At 66.3% G+C, this 23,556-nt stretch carries 22 protein-coding genes; 7 read left to right on the top strand and 15 right to left on the bottom strand.

Annotated features, from left to right (window positions below; genetic code table 11):
- The 6 genes from AC4PRM_RS04920 to AC4PRM_RS04895 form a co-directional block, all read right to left on the bottom strand.
- Nucleotides 1-1,191, bottom strand: a complete 1,191-nt coding sequence (locus AC4PRM_RS04920; protein ID WP_492038996.1) for a DUF1501 domain-containing protein — start codon at nucleotides 1,189-1,191, stop codon at nucleotides 1-3.
- Nucleotides 1,188-2,762, bottom strand: coding sequence for a DUF1800 domain-containing protein (locus AC4PRM_RS04915; protein ID WP_492038995.1), 1,575 nt, complete (start codon nucleotides 2,760-2,762; stop codon nucleotides 1,188-1,190). Before AC4PRM_RS04915 ends, AC4PRM_RS04920 begins: the two co-directional genes overlap by 4 nt.
- Nucleotides 2,763-2,920: 158 nt before the next feature.
- Complete coding sequence (locus AC4PRM_RS04910) at nucleotides 2,921-5,848, bottom strand: DUF6493 family protein (protein ID WP_492038994.1); 2,928 nt, start codon at nucleotides 5,846-5,848, stop codon at nucleotides 2,921-2,923.
- A complete protein-coding gene (locus AC4PRM_RS04905; RefSeq protein WP_492038993.1) occupies nucleotides 5,845-7,200 on the bottom strand; it encodes an SWIM zinc finger family protein in 1,356 nt (451 codons plus the stop codon). The genes AC4PRM_RS04910 and AC4PRM_RS04905 overlap by 4 nt, the downstream gene beginning before the upstream one ends.
- 145 nt (nucleotides 7,201-7,345) lie before the next feature.
- Nucleotides 7,346-8,995, bottom strand: coding sequence for a chaperonin GroEL (groL, locus tag AC4PRM_RS04900; RefSeq protein WP_373256880.1), 1,650 nt, complete (start codon nucleotides 8,993-8,995; stop codon nucleotides 7,346-7,348).
- A gap of 52 nt (nucleotides 8,996-9,047) precedes the next feature.
- On the bottom strand, nucleotides 9,048-9,335 hold the full coding sequence (locus tag AC4PRM_RS04895) for a co-chaperone GroES (RefSeq protein ID WP_373256881.1): 288 nt from the start codon (nucleotides 9,333-9,335) through the stop codon (nucleotides 9,048-9,050).
- Nucleotides 9,336-9,629: 294 nt separating this feature from the next.
- Between AC4PRM_RS04895 and AC4PRM_RS04890 the strand changes: the two genes are divergently transcribed.
- Nucleotides 9,630-10,064, top strand: coding sequence for a hypothetical protein (locus AC4PRM_RS04890; RefSeq protein ID WP_373256882.1), 435 nt, complete (start codon nucleotides 9,630-9,632; stop codon nucleotides 10,062-10,064).
- A gap of 90 nt (nucleotides 10,065-10,154) precedes the next feature.
- On the opposite strand, the gene pgi is transcribed toward AC4PRM_RS04890, so the two are convergent.
- Nucleotides 10,155-11,780: a glucose-6-phosphate isomerase gene (gene pgi / locus AC4PRM_RS04885; protein WP_492038992.1), complete on the bottom strand. Its 1,626-nt coding sequence runs from the start codon at nucleotides 11,778-11,780 to the stop codon at nucleotides 10,155-10,157.
- A 106-nt stretch (nucleotides 11,781-11,886) separates the two neighbouring features.
- Between pgi and AC4PRM_RS04880 the strand changes: the two genes are divergently transcribed.
- Nucleotides 11,887-12,363, top strand: coding sequence for a hypothetical protein (locus AC4PRM_RS04880; RefSeq protein ID WP_492038991.1), 477 nt, complete (start codon nucleotides 11,887-11,889; stop codon nucleotides 12,361-12,363).
- A 21-nt stretch (nucleotides 12,364-12,384) separates the two neighbouring features.
- On the opposite strand, the gene AC4PRM_RS04875 is transcribed toward AC4PRM_RS04880, so the two are convergent.
- The 4 genes from AC4PRM_RS04875 to AC4PRM_RS04860 form a co-directional block, all read right to left on the bottom strand.
- Nucleotides 12,385-13,074 (bottom strand): thioredoxin family protein, encoded by a 690-nt coding sequence (locus AC4PRM_RS04875; protein WP_492038990.1) that lies wholly within the window; start codon nucleotides 13,072-13,074, stop codon nucleotides 12,385-12,387.
- 13 nt (nucleotides 13,075-13,087) lie between these two features.
- Nucleotides 13,088-15,295, bottom strand: coding sequence for a protein-disulfide reductase DsbD family protein (locus tag AC4PRM_RS04870; protein ID WP_492038989.1), 2,208 nt, complete (start codon nucleotides 15,293-15,295; stop codon nucleotides 13,088-13,090).
- Between the two features lie 85 nt (nucleotides 15,296-15,380).
- Nucleotides 15,381-15,833, bottom strand: a complete 453-nt coding sequence (locus tag AC4PRM_RS04865; protein WP_373256887.1) for an OmpA family protein — start codon at nucleotides 15,831-15,833, stop codon at nucleotides 15,381-15,383.
- Between the two features lie 127 nt (nucleotides 15,834-15,960).
- Entirely contained in the window at nucleotides 15,961-16,308 is a 348-nt protein-coding gene (locus AC4PRM_RS04860; protein WP_373256888.1) for a YMGG-like glycine zipper-containing protein, read from the bottom strand.
- A gap of 171 nt (nucleotides 16,309-16,479) precedes the next feature.
- On the opposite strand from AC4PRM_RS04860, the gene AC4PRM_RS04855 reads away from it, so the two are divergent.
- Nucleotides 16,480-17,436, top strand: a complete 957-nt coding sequence (locus AC4PRM_RS04855) for a diacylglycerol/lipid kinase family protein (RefSeq protein ID WP_487921205.1) — start codon at nucleotides 16,480-16,482, stop codon at nucleotides 17,434-17,436.
- A complete protein-coding gene (locus tag AC4PRM_RS04850; RefSeq protein WP_492038988.1) occupies nucleotides 17,436-18,287 on the top strand; it encodes a metallophosphoesterase family protein in 852 nt (283 codons plus the stop codon). The genes AC4PRM_RS04855 and AC4PRM_RS04850 overlap by 1 nt, the downstream gene beginning before the upstream one ends.
- A gap of 74 nt (nucleotides 18,288-18,361) precedes the next feature.
- On the opposite strand, the gene AC4PRM_RS04845 is transcribed toward AC4PRM_RS04850, so the two are convergent.
- Complete coding sequence (locus AC4PRM_RS04845; protein WP_492038987.1) at nucleotides 18,362-18,763, bottom strand: hypothetical protein; 402 nt, start codon at nucleotides 18,761-18,763, stop codon at nucleotides 18,362-18,364.
- Entirely contained in the window at nucleotides 18,763-19,143 is a 381-nt protein-coding gene (locus tag AC4PRM_RS04840) for an ElaB/YgaM/YqjD family protein (protein ID WP_487921203.1), read from the bottom strand. The genes AC4PRM_RS04845 and AC4PRM_RS04840 overlap by 1 nt, the downstream gene beginning before the upstream one ends.
- Nucleotides 19,144-19,288: 145 nt before the next feature.
- On the opposite strand from AC4PRM_RS04840, the gene AC4PRM_RS04835 reads away from it, so the two are divergent.
- Both AC4PRM_RS04835 and maiA read left to right on the top strand, forming a co-directional pair.
- Entirely contained in the window at nucleotides 19,289-19,942 is a 654-nt protein-coding gene (locus AC4PRM_RS04835) for a fumarylacetoacetate hydrolase family protein (RefSeq protein WP_492038986.1), read from the top strand.
- Complete coding sequence (gene maiA, locus AC4PRM_RS04830; RefSeq protein ID WP_492038985.1) at nucleotides 19,939-20,571, top strand: maleylacetoacetate isomerase; 633 nt, start codon at nucleotides 19,939-19,941, stop codon at nucleotides 20,569-20,571. Before AC4PRM_RS04835 ends, maiA begins: the two co-directional genes overlap by 4 nt.
- 21 nt (nucleotides 20,572-20,592) lie before the next feature.
- On the opposite strand, the gene AC4PRM_RS04825 is transcribed toward maiA, so the two are convergent.
- Complete coding sequence (locus AC4PRM_RS04825) at nucleotides 20,593-21,483, bottom strand: alpha/beta fold hydrolase (protein ID WP_492038984.1); 891 nt, start codon at nucleotides 21,481-21,483, stop codon at nucleotides 20,593-20,595.
- Nucleotides 21,484-21,545: 62 nt separating this feature from the next.
- Here AC4PRM_RS04825 and AC4PRM_RS04820 point away from each other — a divergent pair, with 62 nt between their 5' ends.
- Nucleotides 21,546-22,178, top strand: coding sequence for a glutathione S-transferase family protein (locus AC4PRM_RS04820; protein WP_492038983.1), 633 nt, complete (start codon nucleotides 21,546-21,548; stop codon nucleotides 22,176-22,178).
- 13 nt (nucleotides 22,179-22,191) lie between these two features.
- On the opposite strand, the gene AC4PRM_RS04815 is transcribed toward AC4PRM_RS04820, so the two are convergent.
- On the bottom strand, nucleotides 22,192-23,544 hold the full coding sequence (locus tag AC4PRM_RS04815; RefSeq protein ID WP_373256897.1) for a M23 family metallopeptidase: 1,353 nt from the start codon (nucleotides 23,542-23,544) through the stop codon (nucleotides 22,192-22,194).
- Nucleotides 23,545-23,556: the final 12 nt, after the last annotated feature.

Genomic DNA, 23,556 nt, shown 5'->3' with positions numbered 1-23,556 from the left:
CTAGACCAGCCCTGTGAGGGCCGGAGCCTCGGCCGCACTGTCGGGGAAGACCCGGGCATCCAGTGCGGCCCGGTCCACGCCCAGGTGATCGCGCAGCACGCCCTTGAACACTGATCGTACGTCCAGCGTCGGGGCCAAGTCGCGGTCTTCGAACAGACGATTGTCGGCCAGGGTCGGCCAGTCGCCGATGGGTCCGCCCGGCTTCAGCGCCCCGCCGGCCAGCAGCAGGGACGAGGCCGTGCCGTGGTCCGTGCCTTGCGTGCCATTGGTGCGGGCCGTGCGCCCGAACTCAGTGGCGACCACCAGCGCGGTCTGGCTCCATTGCGGCCCCAGGCCCGTGCGGATGCCGCCGATCAGGGCGTCCAGCCCGTCCAGCCGGGTCTGCATCTGCGCATTCTGACGCGCATGGGTATCCCAACCATCGACCGACAGGGCCACGACATCGGCGCCCTGTTCGCCGGTCATCAGCCGCGCCACGGCCTGACCCAGACCGGCGACATCGGCGCGGCGCAGAGGCGTGCCGTCGCTCATGGCCGAGGCCAGCGCCTCGGTCTCCAGTCCGCGCGCAAGGCTCGTGCCCAACATGGGATCCTCGACATAGAGATCCTGAAGCAACGAGGCGATGCGATCCTCGCCCTTGACCTGACCGCCGGGGGCCCAGCTGGACGTCTCGGCCCGGCCGCGCAGGATCAGCGGCGTCTGTGCCCCGATCGACAGGCCCTTCAGTGCGCCTTGCCCGCCTGCCGAAACCAGCGCCCGGTTCAGCCAGCCGTCGCTTTGGGCCCGCAGACCCTCGCCGCCGTTCTCCAGCACGTCCTGGGCGTCGAAATGCGAGCGGATACGGACGGGAATGGCGACGGCGGGCGCGAACCGCATCTGCCCCTCGTCATACATCTGATGCAGGGTCGTCAGGGCCGGGTGCAGGCCGAAGCCCTCTGACAGGGCCAGCGCCCCGTTTGTCTCGCCTGGCGCAGCGATGGCCAGGGTCCCGCGCAAAGCCTGATAGTTGGCATCGCCATAGGGCACCGTCACCGACAGCCCGTCCATGGCTCCGCGCGCGATGACGACGACCAGCTTGGGCCGGGTGGAGGCGGATTGCGCCGCCACACGCCCGGCATAGGCCAGGCCGACACCGGCGGCCCCGAGACCGCCCAGCAGCAGGCGGCGATTGAGATGGATCATCTGGGTCATCGACGTTGGAACTCCGGCGACATCAGGAATAGGGTCAGGGCTTCGGGACGGCTTTCGGCGCGGGCGATGGCCAAGCGACTGCGTTCGCCAAGGCGCGAGCCCAGGGCGGTGGCGGCCACGGCGTCGGCATCGATCTCGGCGGCGCGATCGCCCACAGTCTTGGCCCAGTTCAGGCGTTTGACCAGGGCATCGGGACCCGCCCAGTCCGCTGCCGTATCGGGCCAGCCCTCGGGTGAGGGGGCGGAAAAGGCCGGTTGCCCCATCTGGATCAAGGCCTGCTGCAAGGGCTGCGGTCGCTGCGGCCGGGTGCCGAGCGCGCGGTGGGTGGAGACGATGAACTCATAGGGCGTCTTGATCTTGGCGGCCTGCGGTTCCCACGCTTCCGGAGCCTCGATCAGGGCGCGCGCCACCTGCGCCAGGTCGCCGCGCGACGAAGTCCAGGCCGCCTCCAGCTTCTGGACCAAGGAGGGCGGTGGCTCGTCGGCCACGAAATGCCGGGCCAGATTGTAGCTCAGTCTCCTGGCCGTCTGGGGTACATTCGCCAGATCGCGCAGGATGGCCCGGCCCTGTTCGGCCCCACCCTCTGCATAGGTCTTGCCGAGCACCGTCCGTGTGCCCGGCTCGTGAATGATGGTGCGGAAGACGAAGCCGTTCTCGCTTGCGGGTTCGGCCAGGGCGGCGGCCCGGCGTCCTCGACGCCCTTGGCCCCGTCCTTGACCGCCAGCGCCCCGATTGGTGGGGATCGACCAGCCGGTGAGCGCCCGCGCCAGTTCCGTCACATCGGCCTGGGTATAGCCGCCGTCGGTGCCCAGGGTGTGCAGTTCCAGAATTTCCCGCGCCAGATTCTCGTTCAGTCCCGCATTGCGCCTCTGGCCCGCGACGCTGCCGGGACCGACCGACTGGGCCTGATCCAGATAGGTCAGCATGGCCGGATGGCTTTCGGCCGCCAGCACCAGGTCCTCGAACCGGCCGAACACATGCGGCCGGATCGCCTCGCGCTCATAGGGGCCGATGAAGACGCCGGACTGGAATTTTGTTGCCGAGACCGTGAAGGCATTGGCCCAGAACAGGGCCCAGCGTTCTGCGAACCCGTCGGGCGTCGTCGCCCCCAGATCGGCCCGGGCCACGAACTCCCTCGCCGTCTCCTGCGCCAGATCGCGCCGGCTCTCGCGTCGCGCATCGAAGGCGGCCTGGGCCTCGTCCGACAGGGGTGCCGTCTGCGCCGGGGTCTGCCCCTGCTGCGCCATGCCCGACATCGCTGCGCCCTCGGCCATGGGCTGAGCCCTTGCCGCGGGCGGTAAAGCGTTCTGCGGGCCTGCACCTTCCTGACGGCGAATCTGCCGCCGTTGCTGACCCGTCTGCTGATAGGCCAGCCAGTCCTGCACCCGCTCGTCAGTGGTCGGCAGGTCGCCCTGAGGCGAGGGTGCCCCATCGGGCCGGATCTGCGCCGCCAGCCAGTCGCGCGCATCGTTACCGACAGCCTCGATCTCGCCGGGGCCCGCACCCAGCCCGAACCGGGTCAGGGCGATGGCCGCATTCAGACTGGCATTCTGGCTAGGACTCTGGCGCATCCACCGTCTCCTTGTCGCCCCGACAGTGACACGGGGCAGGCGCAAGAGTCCGTCGCAGATGCAAAAAGGGCGGGCCCGTTTCCGGACCCGCCCTCCTGTTCGTTCAGCGTGAGCTGAGCGTGGATCAGAAGTCCATGCCGCCCATGATGTTCTAGTGCTTATCGCTGCGCTGCCAGTTGCCTTGCGATCTTCGCCGCCTTCCCGCTGCCTGTCACCTGTGCCAGCGCATCCTGCGCCGCCTGGCCGAGAGGCAGGCCAGTCACAGCCTTTGCCTCGAGGACCACTTCAAGCAGTCGAAAGGCGTTGTTCTGCTGAAGGTCCAATCGCGGCAACCAAAGCTGCAGGGCTTCGCTGATCACATACGCGTGGGTCGGGGATGTCGGGATCACCTGCACAAGCGCGTCACCCAACCGATTGAGCTTGATCCACTCCCCCTCGGCGAGCCCGGCCAGCGTCGCCGCAAACAATGCCGGGTCAAACAGCCTGGTCTCGATCCCTTCAATCAACGCATCGACGGCCAGCCCACGCGCATCGGCGTCCTTGCCGATCAGCGCGATGCAAAGCAGTAAATGGCCGGGCTCCCGCCAAGGTCTGCCCGGCTGGAACAGAACCTGGAGATGACCGTGAGTCGGGCTCCAACTACTCGCGTTGTCGTCGATGCGCTGCACTAGGGTGACAGCGCCGCGCACAAAGGCGGCCGCCGGGTTCTGGGGCCAGAGCCAACTCGCCCATTGCGCCACCCACGGCGTCCCCATCTCACCCCAGGTACGCCGCTTGCGGTCCAGCAGCCGGTTTAATGCTGCACTGGGAAGTTGGTCACGATCGACCGTCCGCCGCGATGCGAAGGCTTGCGCTATCCGGTCACGGAACGTGTTAGGCGCTGCCGGGGCTGCGCTCGCCTGGCTTTCCACTGAAACGATCAGCTTGGGGACTTTCGTCCCCTGTCGGCCGTATTGGTCTTGCCCGGTCCCGGCCAACCAGCTGTATCGAGCCGGTCTGATGCCATCCGGTGCCGCATCATCTACGCGGAGGGGGGCCAGTTCGGCGCTCCAATCCCTCAGCGGATCGCGACAGCGAGCGGCAGTGATCCAGGCCGCATGGAAGGACTGATCCGATGCCGTCGGTCGCGCATCGCCTCCTAGCGCAAAACCCGCCACGGCTCTCAGGGTTTGGGGAATAGCGGCGACTCGCCCCGACGCCTCGGCGCGCCGGTCCGGTGCCAGCCGCAACAGCGACAGGCGGAAGTCCATGCTGTCGATGATGGACGGATCGCGCACGGTCTCCAGTCGATCCATCCAGACCATCGGGTCGATCCAGCCGCCCTTGTGAGTTGGGGCCGACAGCAGTGGACGGCTCTGCCCCTTGTGCACCCGCTCGGCGATCTCGCTCAGATGTGTCCGCAGAGGGATGAAGGCATCCTCGACGCGGAAATACGCCGCCTCCTGCTCGACCGTGCGGTTCAACTGCCCCGTCAGCCAGACGTTCAACAGGTTGCGCAGCGACCCGCCAAGGCCGGGACTCCCCAGCACGATAGAATGACCACCGCCACCTGAAGTCATGCGGTGCAGCAGCGGCGCGACCCGCGCATCGAAGTCGGCGGGCCGCTCGCCCGCCAGCCGCGAGATGGCATCGATGATCCGCTCGACCTCGTCCGGCGCTTCCACCACCTCGGCCGCGTGGAAGACCGCCTCGATCAGTGCGTCCACGGTCTGAATCGGTTCGAGGATGTCCTCAGGCCGCAGGAGCGTGTCGGCCAGCCGATCGGCGGGGGCGGGGCGATAGTCAAACTCAGACGGCAGCGCTGCGGCGACGGACGCCCGTTCGAACTTTGGCTCGCCGTCCCCTTCACCTCCGCCCAGCGCGGCCAGCAGCCGCCCGAATCTCACACGCTGAGTGGCCGCAATGAATGGCTCCATGTCACCCAGCATCGCCTCGTCGATCAGGTCGCGATGATTTTCCAGCAGGTCCAGCGCCGCGCCCTGAACGTCCGCATTGGCGTGCCGCAGAGCCTCCAAGGTCACCGCTACCGCCGGGCGCGCCGACGACTTGTTGACCGCAATTCGTTTCAGCAGCTTCAATGCGGCGATTGCATTGCCTTTGGCCTCGCCGCCAAACACTACCGGCAGCTCGCGCAGCACCGGTTCGATCTGCAAATCCCCGGCCTTCTGTATCTCGGCCAGCATCTCCAAAGCGAATTTGGTCACATGGCCGACCGGGTGGCACAACAGACCGACATAGGCCGCCTGATGACGCAGCCGCTCGGCCTGATCCGGCTTCAGCCGTTTGTGGAAGCTGTGGAAGCCCGCCAGTTGTGGCTGCTTGAGCTCACGCATCAGCCCGTTCAGCGACCATTGCAGCAAGTCGGCGCGGTCCAGATGTCCAGAGACCGACAGCTTTTCCAGCGCGTCCGGCCAGGTCTCGTGATCCGGCGGCGCGTCCTTCTTCATCCACTCGTTGGTGCCGAAGGCGATGCTCTCGACGCGAAACAGGCCCTCGACATCGGGCAGCAGATCCGGATCGGCCAGCAGCTGACGAGAGATCGGAGGGATGACCTCGTTGGTCCCCCACGGTCTGCGCCGCATCATGTGGCCCGCGAAAAGGCTGTAGTAGCGATCAGCATCCGGCTTGGCGCAGACACCGTCGCGGACCCAGCCATGAAGGGTAGAGAATTTCAGGTTCGTGAAGTCGGCTTCCAGTTCCTTCGCGACCCAGTTGTCGATCCAATCGGGGCGTCGGTCCAGGATGACCTGTTCAATCAGTTCGTAGTGTTTGAAGAGACTGAAGCGAATTTCAAGTTTGCTTAGCGCCGAGAGCGGTCCCACCGCAAAAAGAGCGACGATCAGAGCGCTCTGGTTGCCGCTGAAACCGCGATGCGTCCAGAACATGCCCGAAGCGCCGTCCAGGAACTTCGCCAGACGATCCGACGCCGTGGGGTCCGGCTTTCCGCGACCGAGTTGCCTGTACAGCTTCTGCACCGGTGCCGACAATTTCGCCCGCGCCTTCTCATCCAATGGTGCCAACGCCCGTTGCACCGCCCAGCCGTCGCCGCCTTCTAGGACCAGCGCCTCGAGTTCATCGTAGGTCATGCCGTCGCCGCGTCCGTCTCTTCAAGCAGGACCGATGCGGCCAGGATGTGTTTGCACGGCCCGCGCTGGCCCAGATATTTGCTGAACCAGGGACAGGTGCAGTTGTGGCTGTCCTCGGACAGACGCACCCGGTGCACCGTCCCGTTCCCTTGCACCGCGAACGTCGCCCCATCGCCGTCGGTGACGGGTTTTACCAGTCCGTCGTGCACCAGCCTGCGTGCGTTTTTCAGGCGCGGCTGCATCTCCTCCACCCGATCAAGGTCGAACGGCAACTCCCGATGGAAGTAGCGACCGGATACGGCGTCGAATCCGGCCAACCCCCGGCTGCCCAGCACCGCCATCGCCGCCTCCACCTCGTCCTGGCCCAGGTCCAGCGACTGGCCCAGCATGCCCGCATCCAGCTGCGACTGCCATTTCAGACTGGCTCTGACCCGGGCGATCACTGCGTCCTCAGGTGGCCGGGCCAGAACCGACAGAACCTGCCCCTCGCCCGAGAAGCCGCGGAACACCTCTGGGCTGATCATCAGGAAGAAAGACCCGACGGCATAGCGGACCTCCCAGGCGCTGGCCCCGCTGTCTTCATCGCTCCAGATTCGCAAACTCTGCGCGCGAGGCAGCAGCGCCTCGATCACCTTGACCCGGTGCGTACCCAGGATCGCCACCGCGCCTTTTTGTGGCCGCTGGCTCAGGCGTACCGACCGTCCGACCGAGATCGCATAGCTGGGCATGCGAGGGCGGGCTGCCTTGGGCAACATTCGGACGAAGCGTAGCGCTTCGGCTGCGCTGACCTCCATCTTCAGCTCAAGTCGGGGCTGATAGGCCTGAACCTCGCTGAATCCCTTGATCCACCTCAGGGGCAATTTGACTTTCTTCTCGACGGTGGCTTCGCCGCCGCGCTCCAGCACGACCCCCTCCGCGCCGACCGCGAACCGGACATCCTCCTCGTCACGCAGCCGCAAAAGAGCGTTTCGCATCGGCGTATTGAAATCCACATTGGTGGTTCCCCGCCCATGGCATTCGCCGTCGAAGGCCTCGGCGGGCAGGTCCACCCGCGCATAGACCCCACAGCAGCCGCTGAACCCTTCCAGACGCAGCAACTCCTCGTTGCTGGTCAGCACCGGGTCCAGCATGCCCGGCTTCAGCGGCATGAAGAAGTGCGTCCGCACGACGTCGCTGAGTGTGTAGAGCATCTCGCCCAGCACACGCGGTTGCCGTACGCGACCGTCAAAGAAGTGACGCGATCCGAGGTTTGCGTCACAGGTGGCCAGCGACAGCTGCGGCCGGCCATTCTCATTGGCGGCGACACCCGATGCGAAGGCATACTGATAGGTGAAATCCAGTGCAGCAGACACGCCATCCCCCAGCCGAATGTCTGCCAAGAACAGTAGGGGGGTTCCCTCCCTTGTAAAGCCAATGCGTCGTGCGCTGAGGCAGCAAAAAAGGGCGGGCCCGTTTCCGGACCCGCCCTTCTGTTCGTTCAGCGTGAGCTGGCGTGGACTAGAAGTCCATGCCGCCCATGCCGCCGCCCATGCCGCCCATGTCGGGGGCACCGCCGCCGGACGCCTTCTTGGGCGCATCGGCGACTGCGGCTTCGGTCGTGATCAGGATGCCGGCCACGGAGGCGGCGTCCTGCAGGGCGGTGCGGACCACCTTGGCGGGGTCGATCACGCCCATGGCGACCAGGTCGCCGTACTCTTCCGTCTGGGCGTTGAAGCCGAAGGTGACGGAGTTGTTTTCCAGCACCTTGCCGACCACGATGGAGCCTTCGACGCCGGCGTTTTCGACGATCTGACGGATCGGGGCCTGGATGGCGCGGCGGATGATGGCGATGCCTGCGGTCTGGTCGGCGTTGTCGCCGGTCAGGCCTTCCAGCGACTTGGTCGCCTTCAGAAGGGCGATACCACCGCCGGGGACGATGCCTTCTTCAACGGCTGCACGCGTGGCGTTCAGCGCGTCGTCGACGCGGTCCTTCTTCTCTTTCACTTCCACTTCGGTCGAGCCGCCGACGCGGATGACGGCAACGCCGCCGGCCAGCTTGGCCAGACGTTCCTGCAGCTTTTCCTTGTCGTAGTCCGAGGTGGTGTCCTCGATCTGCTTCTTGATCTGGCCGATGCGGGCTTCGATCTCGGGCTTGCCGCCGACGCCGTCCACGATGGTGGTGTCGTCCTTGGTGATCGTGACCTTCTTGGCCTTGCCGAGCATGTCGAGGGTGACGTTCTCAAGCTTGATGCCCAGGTCTTCCGAGATGACCTGGCCACCGGTCAGGACGGCGATGTCTTCCAGCATGGCCTTGCGGCGGTCACCAAAGCCGGGGGCCTTGACGGCGGCGACGCGCAGGCCGCCGCGCAGCTTGTTGACCACCAGGGTGGCCAGGGCTTCGCCCTCGATGTCCTCGGCGATGATGACCAGCGGGCGACCCGACTGAACCACGGCTTCCAGGATCGGCAGCATGGCCTGCAGCGACGACAGCTTCTTCTCGTGCAGCAGGATCATCGGCTCTTCGAGCTCGACCTGCATCTTGTCGGCGTTGGTGATGAAGTAGGGCGACAGGTAGCCGCGGTCGAACTGCATGCCTTCGACGACGTCCAGCTCGGTCTCGGCGGTCTTGGCTTCTTCAACCGTGATGACGCCTTCGTTGCCGACCTTTTCCATGGCCTTGGCGATCATCTCGCCGACTTCCTTGTCGCCGTTGGCCGAGATGGTGCCGACCTGGGCGATTTCGGAGTTGTTGGAGACCTTCTTGGCCGAGGCCTTGATGTCGGCCAGGACGGCGGTGACCGCCTTGTCGATGCCGCGCTTCAGGTCCATCGGGTTCATGCCGGCGGCGACGGACTTGAGGCCTTCCTGCACGATGGATTGCGCCAGGACGGTCGCGGTGGTGGTGCCGTCACCCGCCTTGTCGTTCGTCTTCGAAGCGACTTCGCGGATCATCTGGGCGCCCATGTTTTCGAAGGCGTCTTCCAGCTCGATTTCCTTGGCGACCGAGACGCCGTCCTTGGTCGAGCGCGGGGCGCCGAAGGACTTCTGGATCACGACGTTGCGGCCCTTGGGACCCAGCGTCACCTTGACCGCATTGGCCAGGACGTTGACGCCGCGCAGCATTTTTTCGCGCGCGTCGGTGGAGAACATTACTTGTTTGGCAGCCATGAGGCAGCTCCTAGTCTTGAATTATCAGGGAAAAGGTCGGCGACGCGGGTGCTTAGGACAGCACGCCCAGGACGTCGGATTCCTTCATGATGATCAGGTCTTCGCCTTCCAGCTTGACCTCGGTGCCCGACCACTTGCCGAACAGGATGCGGTCGCCGGCCTTCAGTTCCAGGGCATTGATCACGCCTTTTTCGTCGCGCAGGCCGGGGCCGACCGAGACGACTTCGCCTTCCTGAGGCTTTTCCTTGGCGGTGTCGGGGATGATGATCCCGCCCTTGGTTTTGGATTCTTCTTCCACGCGCTTGACCAGCACGCGATCGCCGAGAGGACGAAACGCCATCTGTGTGTTCTCCGATGAAGTCTTCTAAGGTTTCTTCGCCAGTTCCCCCGGATCGGCCGTTTTGGCAGCCGCCACCCGAGAGTGCTAACGCGTCGGGGACGTAGGAGGGGGTCGCTCTCACGTCAAGCGCCGGCGGACATTCTTGCCTGCATTGGCAGATCAAACCGGCTCCGAGCCGTGACTTTGCGATGAACGCGCAATGAACGACCACCTCGCGGGGCGTTCAGGCTCGACCCTCTAGGGTGATTTCATGTTCGGCATGGTGCCGCACGAAATAGTCCGGAAGGAATGATCATGAACATGTTTTCCAAGATCGCTCTCGCTTCGCCGGCCGTGATCGGTGCGGCGGCAGTCACCCTGATGTCGGCCAGCCCCGCCGATGCCCAGAGCTACCGCGACCGCGACAACAACACGGGCCGCGACGCCGTGGTCGGTGCCGTGGTCGGTGGCCTCGCCGGGGCCCTGATCGGTCAGGGCGACGGGACCTATATCGCCGGGGGTGCCCTGGCCGGTGCCGCCTTGGGTGCCACCGCCTCAAACCGTGGTTCGGGCTGCGAATATTACCGCGGCGGCCGCTGCTACCGGAACCAGGGTCACTGGGAACGCGAGCACGGTATCAACAGCCGCGATCCGCGCTGGGAACAGCGCCGCGACTACCGCGAGCATCGCTACGACCGTCGCGACAATCGCCGTTATAACCGGGACTATCGTTACGATCGTCGCTGGTAACAGCCTCCTGCCGGTCGCGTGAGTAGGACCGGCCGTTGAAGGCGAGGAAGGGGCGGGGATCTTCGGGTCTCCGCCCTTTCTGCATCTGGATCAGACCAGAAGGCGCTTCATGAGCTCCGCCGTCGAGGCGTCCAGATCCGGCGATGGTTCGCCCTTGCGCACGTCTTCAAGCACCGCCCTGGCCAGTTGCTTGCCCAGTTCCACGCCCCACTGGTCAAAGCTGTTGATGTCCCAGATCACGCCCTCGACGAAGGTCTTGTGCTCGTACAGCGCCAGCAGCGCCCCGACCGCCTCGGGTGTCAGCGCGTCCATCACGATCGTCGTGGATGGCCGGTCGCCGGGAAAGGTCTTGTGCGAGGCCAGACGGTCCGCCTCGGCCTCGTCCGCGCCGGCCGCGATCAGTTCGGCCCGCGCCTGGGCTGCCGTCTTGCCGATCATCAGGGCCTGGGCCTGGGCCAGGGCATTGGACCACAGGGGCGCATCGCCCTCTCGATCATCGACGGCGGCCTTGGATGTATGACCGACCACCACGAACTCGGCCGGGACCACCTGTGGTCCCTGATGGATCTGCTGGAAGAAGGCGTGCTGGCCATTGGTCCCCGGTTCGCCGAAGACGATGGGGCCGGTCGCCGTATCGACGAGGGTGCCGTCACGCTTCACCCGCTTGCCGTTCGATTCCATCTCCAGCTGTTGCAGGAAGGCCGGCAGGCGGCGCAGGCCGTGGGCATAGGGGGCGACGGTGCGGGCGTGTCTCCCGCGACCCTCGACATTGTAGATCTGGGCCATGGCCAGGACGATCGGCGCATTGATCTCGGGCGAGGCCTCCAGGAAATGCTGGTCCATGGCCCGCGCCCCGTCCAGCACGCGCTGGAACACGTCCCAGCCCAGGGCCACGGCGACTGACAGGGACACCGACGACCAGAGGGAATAGCGCCCGCCGACCCAGTCGCGGAACCCGAATGTGCGCCCGCATCCCCAGGCCTCGGCCTTCTCCGGCGCGGCCGTGACGCCGACCAGATGCTTGACCATGCGGCGCGGCGACAGGCTTTCGGCCAGCCAGGCCTTGGCCAGTTCGGCATTGGCCAGTGTTTCCTGGGTGGTGAAAGTCTTGGACACCACCACGACCAGCGTCGTCTCCGGGTCCAGGCCGGACAGGGCCTCGGCCATGTCGCGCGGATCGATATTGGCCACGAAGCGCAACTGGATCGTCGGCTCCAGCGGCTTCAGCGCCTCCCACAGCAGACGCGGCCCAAGATCCGATCCGCCGATGCCGATGTGGACGATGGCATTGAACGGCTGGCGCGTGCCCCCGACCTCGGCCCCCGAGCCGATAGCCTGGGCATAGGTGGCGATCTGGTTGCGGGTCTCGGCCACTTCCTGCGAGACCGGCTCGCCCAGGGCATGAAAATCGGCATCGTCGGCGGCGCGCAGTGCGGGGTGCAGCACCGCCCGCCCTTCCGTGACATTGACCGCCTCGCCCGCGAACAGGGCATCCCTACGCCCTTCGATGTCGCAGGTCCGCGCCAGGTCCAGCGCCGCCTCGAAGCCCTCCAGGCTCCACGACTGTTTCGACACATCGAGATACAGTCCCGCCGCCTCGATGCCCATGCGCTGCACCCGGCCAGGATCGGTGGCGAACTGGTGCACGATACGGGTGCCCTCGTCCTTGCGAGCGACGGCGCGAAGCATGTCCAGGGCCTGGGTGCGGGGGGTCATCGGCGGCACTCTGAAAAGGGGTCGGGTAAACCCTCGTTTACGGGTGAGGCGTAGAGGGGTTCAACCGCCGAATCGTGAATCGGCCTGAATAGAGATGAGGTTCGCCATGTCCTGTGGTGTCGCCCTGGCCGTTTCCCTCCTGCTCAGCGATCCGAATGTAGCCCTGGCCGCAGCCCAGCCGCCCGCCTTGGCGTCGGCTCCGGTCTCGGTTGCGGGCGAGCCCCTGTTCGTCGACATCGTGACCCGCTCGACCACGCTGAAGACGATGGTCGAGGGCTGGGGCACCTCGGGCCTGATTGATCAGGACGGCTTTCTGAACGGCGCTGCCTTCGCCGACTTCAAGGTCCAGGCCAATGCCCTGGCCGAGATGGACATGCAGGGTCACCTGATCCTGAAAGAGCGCGGTATCGACGGCGACCTGAAATGCATCCTGCGCGGCATCTCCGAGGACATGCCCAAGAAGGTTGCGGCCCTGGAAACCGCCGCTACCTCCGCCGAGCGCCGCGTCGCGCTCGACGAACTGGCCTATCTGCTCAACGACAACGTCGAAGTGATCACGGCTCCGCCTCAGCCGGAGGTTTGATCGGACCGGGTGCGGAGGGCCTCAGCCCTCCACCGTCTCGGGATATTTGACCGAGCAGCCATAGGGCGTTGCGAACGCCGTCCGCACCGGGCGGCCCGCCTCCATATCGGCCAGGGCGGCGCGGACGTAGTTGTTGGCGCCCTCAAGGTCCTCGACCTTGTTGGTGGGCCGGTCGTCGATCCCGCCGACGAAGCGCACGATGCCGTCGGCATCGATCACCCGCATGTCCGGCGTGGTCTTGGCGTCGAACAGTTTGCCGATCTCTCCGGTCGGATCCAGCAGCAGATGGGTCGAGGCACCATTGGTGCGCGTCCGCCATTCCCGCGCGGCCTGACCCTCGACGAACCCCTGGGTGCCCGGTGCCGATGAAATGATGGTCAGCCAGATCACGCCGTCGGCCACCGCCTCGCGCTGCAGCGCCTGCATGGCCCCTGAATAGTGTTTGATCACATAGGGACAGCCCTCGTTGGTCCATTCCAGCACGACGGTCTTGCCGCGGAAGTCGGCCAGGGAGCGCGGCGTCCCCTCGGCATCGACCAGGGTGAAGGCCGGCGCGGCCTGACCGGCCGACGGCGGCGTGGTGGCGGTTGTCGCGACGGGCGCGGGCGTTTCCGCATTGTCCGGCGCAGCGGCCTGCTGCTGGCAGGCGGACAGGACAAGGGTGGCGAACGCGACAGACAGGAACCGTGAGGCGACGGGCAGGCGGGTCATCGGGCAACTCCTTCTAGGGGCGGATATCCTCCAGGGCGTCGATCACGACCCCCTCGGTCAACAGCTGGGGCAGGATGCGCGGCTCGGTCGAACCGGGCGCATAGAGCAGATACAGCGGAACGCCGGAGCGGCCGTGCCGCTGCAATTCTGCGGCGATGACGTCGTCGCGCCGGGTCCAGTCACCGACCAGATAGACGGCATTGGCCTGTTCCATCGCTCCCTGAACCCTGGCGGACGACAGCGAGGTTCGCTCGTTGATCTTGCAGGTCACGCACCAGTCGGCGGTGAAGTTGACCAGTACCGGACGGCCCTCGGCCATTGCAGACTGAACCGCCGCTTCGGACCACGCCGCGCTGGCCAGTGTCGTGCCGCTGTCAGTGCCGGATGCCTCGTTGGGCGCGACCGGTGTGCGCGCAGCCAGAAACAATGCCCCGCCCGCCAGCATCAGGCTGACGATACCCGCCGTCAGATGCAGAAGGCCGCGCCGACCTGCGGTGCGTTCCGCCTGCCCACCCCCGATCAGCCAGACCCCCACCGCCAGCAGCAAACCCGCCACGAACAACAGGCCCAGGGCGTCGGTGCCTGTTTGTCGTCCGAACACCCAGACCAGCCACAGGGCCGTGCCATACATGGGAAAGGCCAGCAGGCCCTTCAGACGCTCCATCCACGGACCGGGGCGCGGCAGGCGGCTCAACAGGCCGGGCGTCACGCTGACGATCACGAAGGGCAGGGCCAGGCCCAAGCCCAGACCCAGGAACACGCCGAGCGCCAGCGGCCATGGCATCACAAGCGCCGCTCCCAGTGCAAAGGCCATGAAGGGGGCGGTGCAAGGCGCGGCCACGATCACGGCCAGCACGCCGGTGAAAAAAGCCCCCACGCCGCCGGGCAAGCGCGAAAGAGGCCCGGACCCCGCGCCTTGCAGGCCTGCGCCGATATGGAAGACCCCGGACAGGTTCAGCGCGACCGCCAGCATCAGCAGGGCCAGAGCCGCCGTGACCGGGGGCGATTGCAGCTGGAAGCCCCAGCCTACCGCCTCACCCGCCGCCCTCAGCGTCAGCAGCAACCCGGCCAGCAGAAGGAAGGTGGTCAGGACGCCGGCCAGAAAGGCCAGGCCGTCGCGGCGCGCATGAGCGGGATGGTGCGCCGCCGACGCCAGGGATGCCGCCTTCATCGCCAGAATGGGGAAGACGCAGGGCATCAGGTTCAGGATCAACCCGCCCAGCACGGCGAACAGCAGGGCCTGGAAGAAGACGGCCAGACCAGTGTCCGGGGCGCTAGTGGCTTCACTTTCGGAGGCGGCGTCGGGTGCCGCCGTCAGCGATCCCGAACCGGTCGCGCCGGGCAGGGCGCCGCCAGGCTGGGCCGTGATTTCGAATGCGCCTTGGGCGGTGACGAGGATGCCCTGAACGGGTTCGGTGATCCCAGCGGCGCGCGTCGCACCTCCAGGCGTCAGGCGAAGCGTCAGGCCTTGAGGGCCCCAGGCCCCGGTCTGGGGGGCCGGATGACTGATCACCCCGCTGCCGAAGGGAAAGAAGTAGCTGGGCCCGGGGTTCTGGCCGACCAGCGGCCCTCCCGATGCCGTCAGGGTGAGTTGATCGTTTTCAAGGACGATCCGCGCCTCGATTCCAGCCGGGCGTGGCGCATTCTCAAGGACCGTCTGGATGGCCTTGCCGTGTTCCGGATCCAGCGGCGCGGCTCCGTCTCGAATGGGCAGGTCGAGCACCAGGGTCAGCTCATCCGGCACACACATCTCTGCGCTGCAAACCAGGAACAGGGCCTGGGTGGTCAAACGCAGGGTCGTGCCTGGGCGCGCACTGGCCGGTATCTCGATTGGCACCGGCAGATAGACCTCGCCGGAATAGCCATAGTTCATCAGTCCCGACAGCCGCTGGCGTTCAGGCACGGGCCAGACGATCTCGCCCGCCGTGACACCTGCGGGCAGGGTCCAGCTCAGGGTTGTCGCCCCGCCGGAATCGCCGGGATTGCGCCAGTAGGTATGCCAGTCCGGCTTGATGGTCTGCTTCACAGCAACCACGGCTGTGGAACCAGGGGCCGCCCAGGCAGACATCGGCACCAGTTCCGCCTCAATCCGGTCGGTTCTCTGGGGGCCCGGCCCGGCGATACGGCTTGCTGTCGCCTGGGGCGCAGTCGCCTGCGCCACAACGGGCAAGGGCGGCAGGCACAAGGCCAGCAGGATCAACAGACGGGCAAAAGGTCTCACGCGGCCTCCGGAACGGATCCGGGCGACCTTAGTCGTCCGCGTAGCCTGGCGTCCACCGAACCCGCCGCTTGCGCGGCGTCACGCCTCAGGTTCGTGGCGACGCCTCAACCAGCACTTCGGTGCGCCGCCGCATGGGCTCGTTTACGCCTCCGGGCATGGCGGCCCCCTGATCGCCAACGCCATCGACATCGAACACCGGGGCGGGCCAACCCGCCGCTTCGAAGGCTTCGACGACGGCGATGGCACGGCGTTCGGATAGCGTCTGGTTGGCGCTGTGCCCGCCGCTGGCATCCGCCAGGCCGATCACCTGCACCTTGTCGATGCGGCAACCCTGAAGCTGCGTCGCCGTCAGGCCGATGGCCTGGCGCGCCACATCCGTCAGCCTGGCTTCACCCTCGGCAAAATAGACTTCGAACCGTTTCGTCGTGCACGCCGACGGCTCCGCCACGATGTCGCTTCGGCTCATCGTCGGGGCCAGATTGCATCCTGCCGCCGTCAGCCCGACCGCGACCAGTCCGCCCACCAGAAATACTCTCACAAGCCCACCCTCCATACTCACTTCACCACCGTCGCAGCCCGCAGCGAACTGCGCCAGTGCCCAATCGCAAAAAGGGCGGCGCGTCTCTCGACCCGCCGCCCTCTTCAAACCAGTCTACAGGATGGGTCTAGCGGCGACGCTGACCATTTTCCCAGTAGCATTCGTTCTGACGACCATCGTAGCAGTAGTAGTAGCCGCCGTTGTTGTCGCGGTAACGCTGCTGGTTGGCGCGGTCCTGGCTGGAGCCGCGCACGGCACCGGCCACACCACCCACGGCACCGCCGATGAGCGCGCCGGTTGCGGCATTGCCGCCACCCACGTTGTTGCCGATGATGGCACCGGCGACAGCGCCGATACCGGCACCGATTGCGCCCTGACGGGTCGCTTCATTGACGCCGCTGCCGCCGTAGCCGTCGCTGGCACAGGCGCTGGCCATCATGCCGGCTGCAGCAATGGCGAGAATTGCCTTTTTCATGGTGAAATCCTTTGTTCCCGGGTTCGCCCCTGTCGTCACAACGCCAAGCTAGCACCCCGGTTCCCCCAATGGTCAAGGTTGTTGTGGCGGTAGCGGTCTGCTCGCCTGGATGACATAGTCAGCGTAAAGCAGGGGTCGGAACATCGGCGAGACGAGGGCGTTCGGGCGGACATGACAGACGTTGAAATCCCCGTCGGCCCTGCCGAAATCCCTGAAGCGCCGCTGCCGGCTCTGACCCGCCATGTCTCGCTCAAGACCGTGATCATGCTGGTCAACTCGCTGTCGGGAAGTGTGAGCAATCAGGCGGCCGAGGAAGCGGGGGCTATATTTTCGGAGTATGACTGCCAGGCAAGCGTGGTTTCTCTGGAGCCCGGGCAGTTCGATGAGCAGATCAGAACCGCCATTGAGGCTTGCCCTGACGCCCTTTTCGTCTTGGCGGGGGACGGCACGGCCGGAACGATTGCGTCTCGCGCGGGCCCCAATGGACCGTTGGTCGCCCCGCTGCCGGGCGGCACCATGAACATGCTCCCCAAGGCCCTGTACGGCACCGCCGACTGGAAGGCCGCTCTCAGACTGGCGCTGGAACAGGGCGAAGCCCAGGACGTAGCGGGCGGCGAGGTTTCGGACGGGGTCGTCACCCAGGCTTTTTATTGTGCTGCCATCCTGGGGGCTCCGGCCCTGTGGGCCCCGGCTCGGGAAGCCATGCGAACCGGCAAGGTCAGCCTGGCCTGGACCCATGCGCGCAAGGCGTTGAAGCGTGCGTTTTCGGGACGCCTTCGCTACTCCCTGGACGGCTCTGCCATGAAGCGGACCGAGGCCCTGGTCTTGATCAGCCCGATGATCTCCAAAGCCATGGACGAGAATACCGGGCTGGAGGCAGCGGCCATGAATCCGACCGATGCCGCACAGGCGTTTCGACTGGCCGCCCACGCGGTTCTGAATGACTGGCGCAACGATCCGGCCGTGACCACCAAGGCGACCCGCAAGGTGGAGGTCACCGCCCGCTCGCGCATCCCGGCGGTAGTCGATGGCGAGCCGATCCTGCTCAAATCCACGGCCAGGGTGAAGTTTGTCAAAAAGGCCTTCAAGGCCCTGGCTCCCACGCTCCCTGTGGAGGATGCCGCCTGATGGGGCGCATCCTCCAGTTTTCGGACATCCATTTCGGGTGCGAACACAAACAGGCCTGTGAAGCTGCCCTGGACTACGCCCACGCCAATCCGTCCGATCTGGTTCTGATCACGGGCGACATTACCCAGCAGGGTTTGCCGGACGAATTCGAAGCTGCGGCCCGCTGGATCGACCGCATGCCGGACCCGCGCTTCGTTATCGTCGGCAATCACGACGTGCCGTATTGGGGACTGTTCGCGCGGCTGTTCCATCCTTGGAAGGCCTTTGAAAAGGCGACGGGTCACCCCGCTCATGATCATCAGTTCCTGAGCCCCGGTGTGATGGTGCGCGGCGTCGTGACCGCCAGGGGGTGGCAGGCACGCGCTAACTGGTCCAAGGGCGTCATCGACCTGGCGCAGACCCGAAAGGCTGCCGAAGCGCTGCGCCAGGCTCCAGTCGGTGCTCTTCGCGTGCTGGCCTGCCATCATCCCCTGATCGAGATGATCGGCACGCCCATGACGGGCGACGTCAAACGCGGCGATGCGGCGGCGCTGATCTTTGCCGAGGCGGGCGTCGACCTGATCACCACCGGCCATGTCCATGTGCCCTTCGCCCTGCCGATCGCACTGGGTGACCGGTGCTCCTATGCCGTCGGCTGCGGGACACTGTCGCATCGCGAGCGCGGCTCCCCGCCCAGCTTCAACCAGATCGAATGGGACGCTCACCACATTACCGTGACCGTCGTGGCCTGGGTTGGTGACCGGTTCGAGCCCAGCGACATGTGGAAGCTGGCCCGCCGTCAGGACACGCGGAAACTGGCGACAGCACCGAATCCCAATGCTCCTGGCGAGAGAGAAATGGCCGCCACCTAGATCGAGACCCCACGCCAAAGACAAGGGCCGCAGGATTGCTCCTGCGGCCCTCATTCTTCGACACTAGTCAGTGGCTAGTACCGGCGGCGTCCGTGCGACTTTTCGGTGAACGCGGCAGCGACCATCGTGGCCAAAGCCGGGTTCCTGAGGAAGATCCAGCCGCCCGCCAGGGCCGCGACGGCTCCCAGAATCGGGCGCTCGCGGAACAGCGAAAATGCGCGCTGACCCATGCCGACGGGCTCGTCATCCTCTTCATCGCCGCTATCACGCTTCAGGTAGACCAGGGCGACGATCAGAGCGATCAGACCAAATATGGCGAAGGTGATCGCTGCTGCACCCATCTCCGGCACGACCAGGCACAAGGCATAGAAGATCGTCCCGCCCAAGGCGACCAGCGCCACGAAGCCCGCCCCGGCCGCGACTGCGGCAGCGACGGCCTTCTTGACCAGCCCGCGGGCAAGTCCCCCGCCCAGCATCAGCGACGACGGCCCGACAGGAGCATGCCCAGAACGACGCCGACGCCGAGCGCGATGGCGGTCGACTGGATCGGACGTTCCTGCACGCGCTCGACGACATAACGCTGGGCCTCGTCGATGCGCTCGGACGCTTCATCGTAATATTCGCGGCCACGCACGCGGGCCGTGTCGTAATAGCCGCGAGCCCGCTCGCGCAGCACTTCGCTCTGTTCCCGCAACTTGGCTTCTGTCTCTGAGGCCTTGGCACGAACCTTGGCTTCGGCGGCGGTCGCCTTCTCGCGCAGTGCGGCCTTTTCTTCGGCTCCCAGAACCTTGAGGTCATCCTTCAGGGTATTGAGGTCGTCTTTGACGGTCGCCCGTGCTGTCTTGTTATTGGCCATGATGCGCGCTCCTGTCGTCAAGCTTGACGGTTAGATAGATAATCTTGCGAGGGAACGCCACTCCACCGTCGCGGTTCCCGCATTGCAGCAAGACACCGCGCCCGGATTGGTGGCGATTCCCGGAGTGGCGAGTTAGGAAAACAACATGACACAGTGGTTGTTCCCGCCTGCCCAGAGACCCGGCCTGCCGATCGCGGGGCGCACCGAGCGTTTTCCTGTACGCCGCATCCTTTGCGTGGGTCAGAACTATGCCGCCCATGCCCGGGAGATGGGGCATGAGCGCGCCGAGCCCTTCTTCTTCTCCAAACCGGCCGATGCCCTGCTCACCGACGGGGCCCACCCCACCTATCCGACCGCGACAGGCAATCTGCACCACGAGGTCGAACTGGTGTGCGCCATCGGAGAGGACGGCGATATCATCGGCTGGGCGGTTGGTTGCGATCTGACCCGGCGCGATCTTCAGGCGGCAGCCAAGGACAAGGGGCGGCCCTGGGATGCGGCCAAGGGGTTCGACCAGTCTGCGCCCTGCGGGGCCCTGACGCTGGGTGCCCTGCCTGATCCGGCGGCGGCGATCGCCCTGACCGTCAATGGCCAGACGCGCCAGTCCGGGCGGCTGGACGACATGGTCTGGAGCCCGGTCGAGGTGCTGGAGAAGGCGCGGACGCTGTGGGACGTGCAAGCCGGCGACCTGATCTTCACCGGCACGCCGGAGGGCGTCGGCCCGCTGGTGCCCGGCGACCGGGTCGAAGCTATGATCGCGGGCCTGTCACCCCTGTCCTTCACTGTGAGGCCCCGATGATCCTGCATGGCTACTGGCGCTCCGGTGCCGCCTATCGCGTCCGTATCGCCCTGGCGCTGAAGGGCCTCGCCTATGAGACGCAGGGCCGCGACCTGCGCACGGGCGCCCAGAAGGCGGCAGACTTTGTCGCCCTGAACCCCCAGGGGATGGTGCCGGCGCTACAGATCGACGGCGCGGTCCTGACCCAGAGCCCGGCCATTCTGGAGTGGCTGGAGGAGACCCATCCCCAGCCGCCGCTGTTGCCGTCCGAACCGCTAAGTCGTGCGCGGGTGCGGGCCATGGCGGCGCTGATCGCCTGCGACATTCATCCGCTGAACAATCTGCGTGTCGGCAAGAGCTTGCGCGAGGATTTCGGGGCCGACCAGGCGGCCGTCGATGCCTGGGCCGCGCGCTGGATCGTGCCGGGCTTCACGGCGCTGGAGGCGCTGGTAGAGCGCGACGGACAGGGCTGGTGCTTTGGCGACACTCCTACACTGGCCGACGCCTGCCTGATCCCGCAGATCTACTCGGCGCACCGGTTCAATGTGCCGCTGGACGCTTTCCCTCGCCTGCTTGCCATCGACGCTGCAGCCCAGGCTCATCCCGCCTTCATCGCTGCCCATCCGGACCGCCAGCCGGACGCGGACTGACCGCGCTCCAGTCCCGCAACCTCAAGCCAGGAAGCGGTTCACGGCAGCCAGGAAGCGGTCCGGCTGGTCGATCATCACCATATGCTCGGCCCCTTCGATCCGTTCGAAGGTGGCGGGCGAGCGCAGGCGCGCATAGGCGGACCGGAACAGGCTGTCGGCCCGGCTGCGCGGTGAGGCGTCGTCCGGGCTCCAGCCATAGACCACGGTGACAGGCACGCGAACATCGGCCAGTCGTGGGCGCAGATCCACAGTCATCACCTCGTACAGCGCCTGGGCCAGTACTCGGCGGTCGCCGCCCTGCCAGCCTATGGAGCCGAACAAGGCGTCGCTGGCCCCGCCCAGCTCAACACCCATGGCGCGGCTGCGGGCCAGCAGAACGTCGTCGCCCAGGAACTGCAGGGCCTGATAGGCCACCTGGGCCAAGGGTTCGACATCGCGGGTCGTCGCCTGGGGGCTGATCAGGGCCGGGAAGAACGGCGAGGAGTCCACCGTCATGACCCGGTCCACACGATCCCCGGCATCGGCGGCGACACGCAGACCCAGTTGTCCGCCCATGGAGTGGCCGATGATGGCGGGTCGCTCCAGCCGTTGCTCGGCAATATAGCGGCGCACCTCATCGGCAACGGTTGCCAGGATCGGCCCGCTGGCATTGGCCTGGGCCGGCAGATCGCCGAACCCGCGGATCGAGACCAGATGCAGACGTCGCTGCCCCTCCAGCCGCTGGGCCGTCCCGCGCCAGACCTCGGCCGTCGAGGCCAGTCCGGGGATAAGGATCAGATCGGGGCCCTGCCCGCGCGCGCTGACCGCTATCCGCTGCGAGGCAAAGGCTGATTGGGCCCAGCCCGCAGGGGCGGCAAGGCCTGCCAGGGTCAGGCCGCCGATCGTTCTCAGGATGTCGCGTCTATGTGTCATGTCACCGTCGTGCCAAGGTCGCGTCCAGGATCGCATTCAAGGACAACGCAGGAGAGACCGAAATGAACCCGTCATCAGAAGAGATCGTCCTCTACACCAATCCAATGTCGCGCGGCCGCATCGCCCGCTGGATGCTGGAAGAGGTGGGCCAGCCCTATCGCACCGTGGTTCTGGATTACGGCACGACGATGAAGGGCGACGACTATCTGGCCATCAATCCGATGGGCAAGGTGCCGGCGATCACTCATCGCGGGGTGACGGTCACCGAATGCGCCGCCATCTGCGCCTATCTCGCCGACGCCTTTCCGCAGGCGGGCCTGGCCCCGGCCTTCGACGATCCCGGGCGCGGGACCTATCTGCGCTGGATGTTCTTTGCAGCGGGTCCGCTGGAAGCGGCAGTCACGGCCAAGTCGTTGGGCCTGCTGGCCCCGACGGAAAAGTCCGGCATGGTCGGCTACGGGTCGTTCGATCAGGTGGTCGACGCACTGGAGACGGCGGTGACCAAGGGCCCATGGATATTGGGCGACAACTTCTCGGCGGCCGATGTCTATGTCGGCAGCCAGATTGTCTGGGGTCTGCAGTTCAAGACCCTGCCCGAGCGTGATGCGTTCAAGGCCTATGCCGACCGGCTGCAATCGCGTGAGGCGGCGGGACAGGCGCGGGCTCTCGACGACGCGCTGATGGCCCCGGCCTAGCGCTTTGGCCTGATCAGCCCTGCGTCGAGGCGGGACGCAGGGCCGCGCTCTGAACCTGCGGACGGCGTTCGCCGCCGGCGGCGCGGATGCGGTCGATGCGGGCCTTTTCGGCGCGGAAGGCGTTCAGATCGGCCCCGGCCAGGACGGTGCCTTCCTCGGTACGGACCCCGGCGGGATTGATCCGTTGGCCACCACGCCAGATTTCATAGTGCAAGTGCGGACCGGTCGAGGCTCCGGTCGAGCCGACATAGGCGACGACCTGACCCTGACGCACGCGCTGACCGGCACGGATACCGGAGGCATAGCGCGACAGGTGACCATAGCCGCTTTCCAGACCGTTCGAATGGCGGATACGCAGCCAGTTGCCATAGCCGCCCCAGCGACGCGCCTCGACGACCACGCCATCAGCAGGAGCCACGACCGGCGTGCCGGAGCCTGCGGCGAAGTCGATGCCCTGGTGCATCTTGCGATAGCCGGCGATCGGGTGGCGGCGGAAACCAAAGGACGAGGAAACACGGAAGCCTCGCTCCAGCGGCGTGCGCATGAAGGCCGAGCGGGTGTTCTTGCCTGTGGCGTCGAAATACTGCGCTTCCTTCGCGCCCGCAGGCTGGAAGCGATAGAAGGCCACGCCCTTCAGCTCGGCATACAGCAGGCCGTCGGTGCCGATGGTGCGGCCCGCCTCGGTCACGGTGCGGCCAAAGACATAGGTGAACTGGTCGTTGGACTGGATGTCGCGATCCATGTCGAACTTGTGCGAGAACAGGCGACCGGCGACCCGGGTAATATCGGCGGGCACGCCTTCGCGCCGGGCGGTGCGGGACAGCGACCCCTCGACCTTGCCGCTCAGGACAACGGTCTCGTGGGCAACGCGCTCTTCCAGCGCCCGGAGACGCAAAGCGCCGTCAAAGCTGCGGGACACGGTGACCTGGGTCGCCGGCCCAGTGCGCATCGTCAGGCCGATCAGGCGGGCATCGCCCCGGCCACCGCGCGGACGTGAAATGGCGGTTTCGAACTTCTGGCCCGCGCGCATGGCGGTCACATCCACGGCGTTGGACAGGGTGGCGGCGACGGCGGAGGCCTCTTCCGGCGCGATGCCGGTGCGGCGCACGGCCTGCTCGAAGGTTTCGCCGCGGCGGATCTGGACTGGAATGGCCTCGGGCGCGGTAAGACCGTCAGGGGCACTGGCCGTGGCCAGGGCATTGGCTTCCATCGCGGCCATCTGGGATGCGCTGGGGGGCGGAACCACTTCCGCCTGTGCGGGTTGGTACGAACGTCCTGCGAACAGCGCCACCGAAAGCGCGGCCACGGCCGTGAGGGCGTGTGGCGCGATGCGCATCGGTTGGCGACGTGGGTCGAACTGAGCCATCGGTCCCCGAAA

The organism is Brevundimonas sp. DW-iso22, assembly GCF_058725425.1.
The sequence above is the reverse complement of the archived record's forward strand: the minus strand, read 5'-3'. Positions and strand labels throughout refer to the sequence as shown.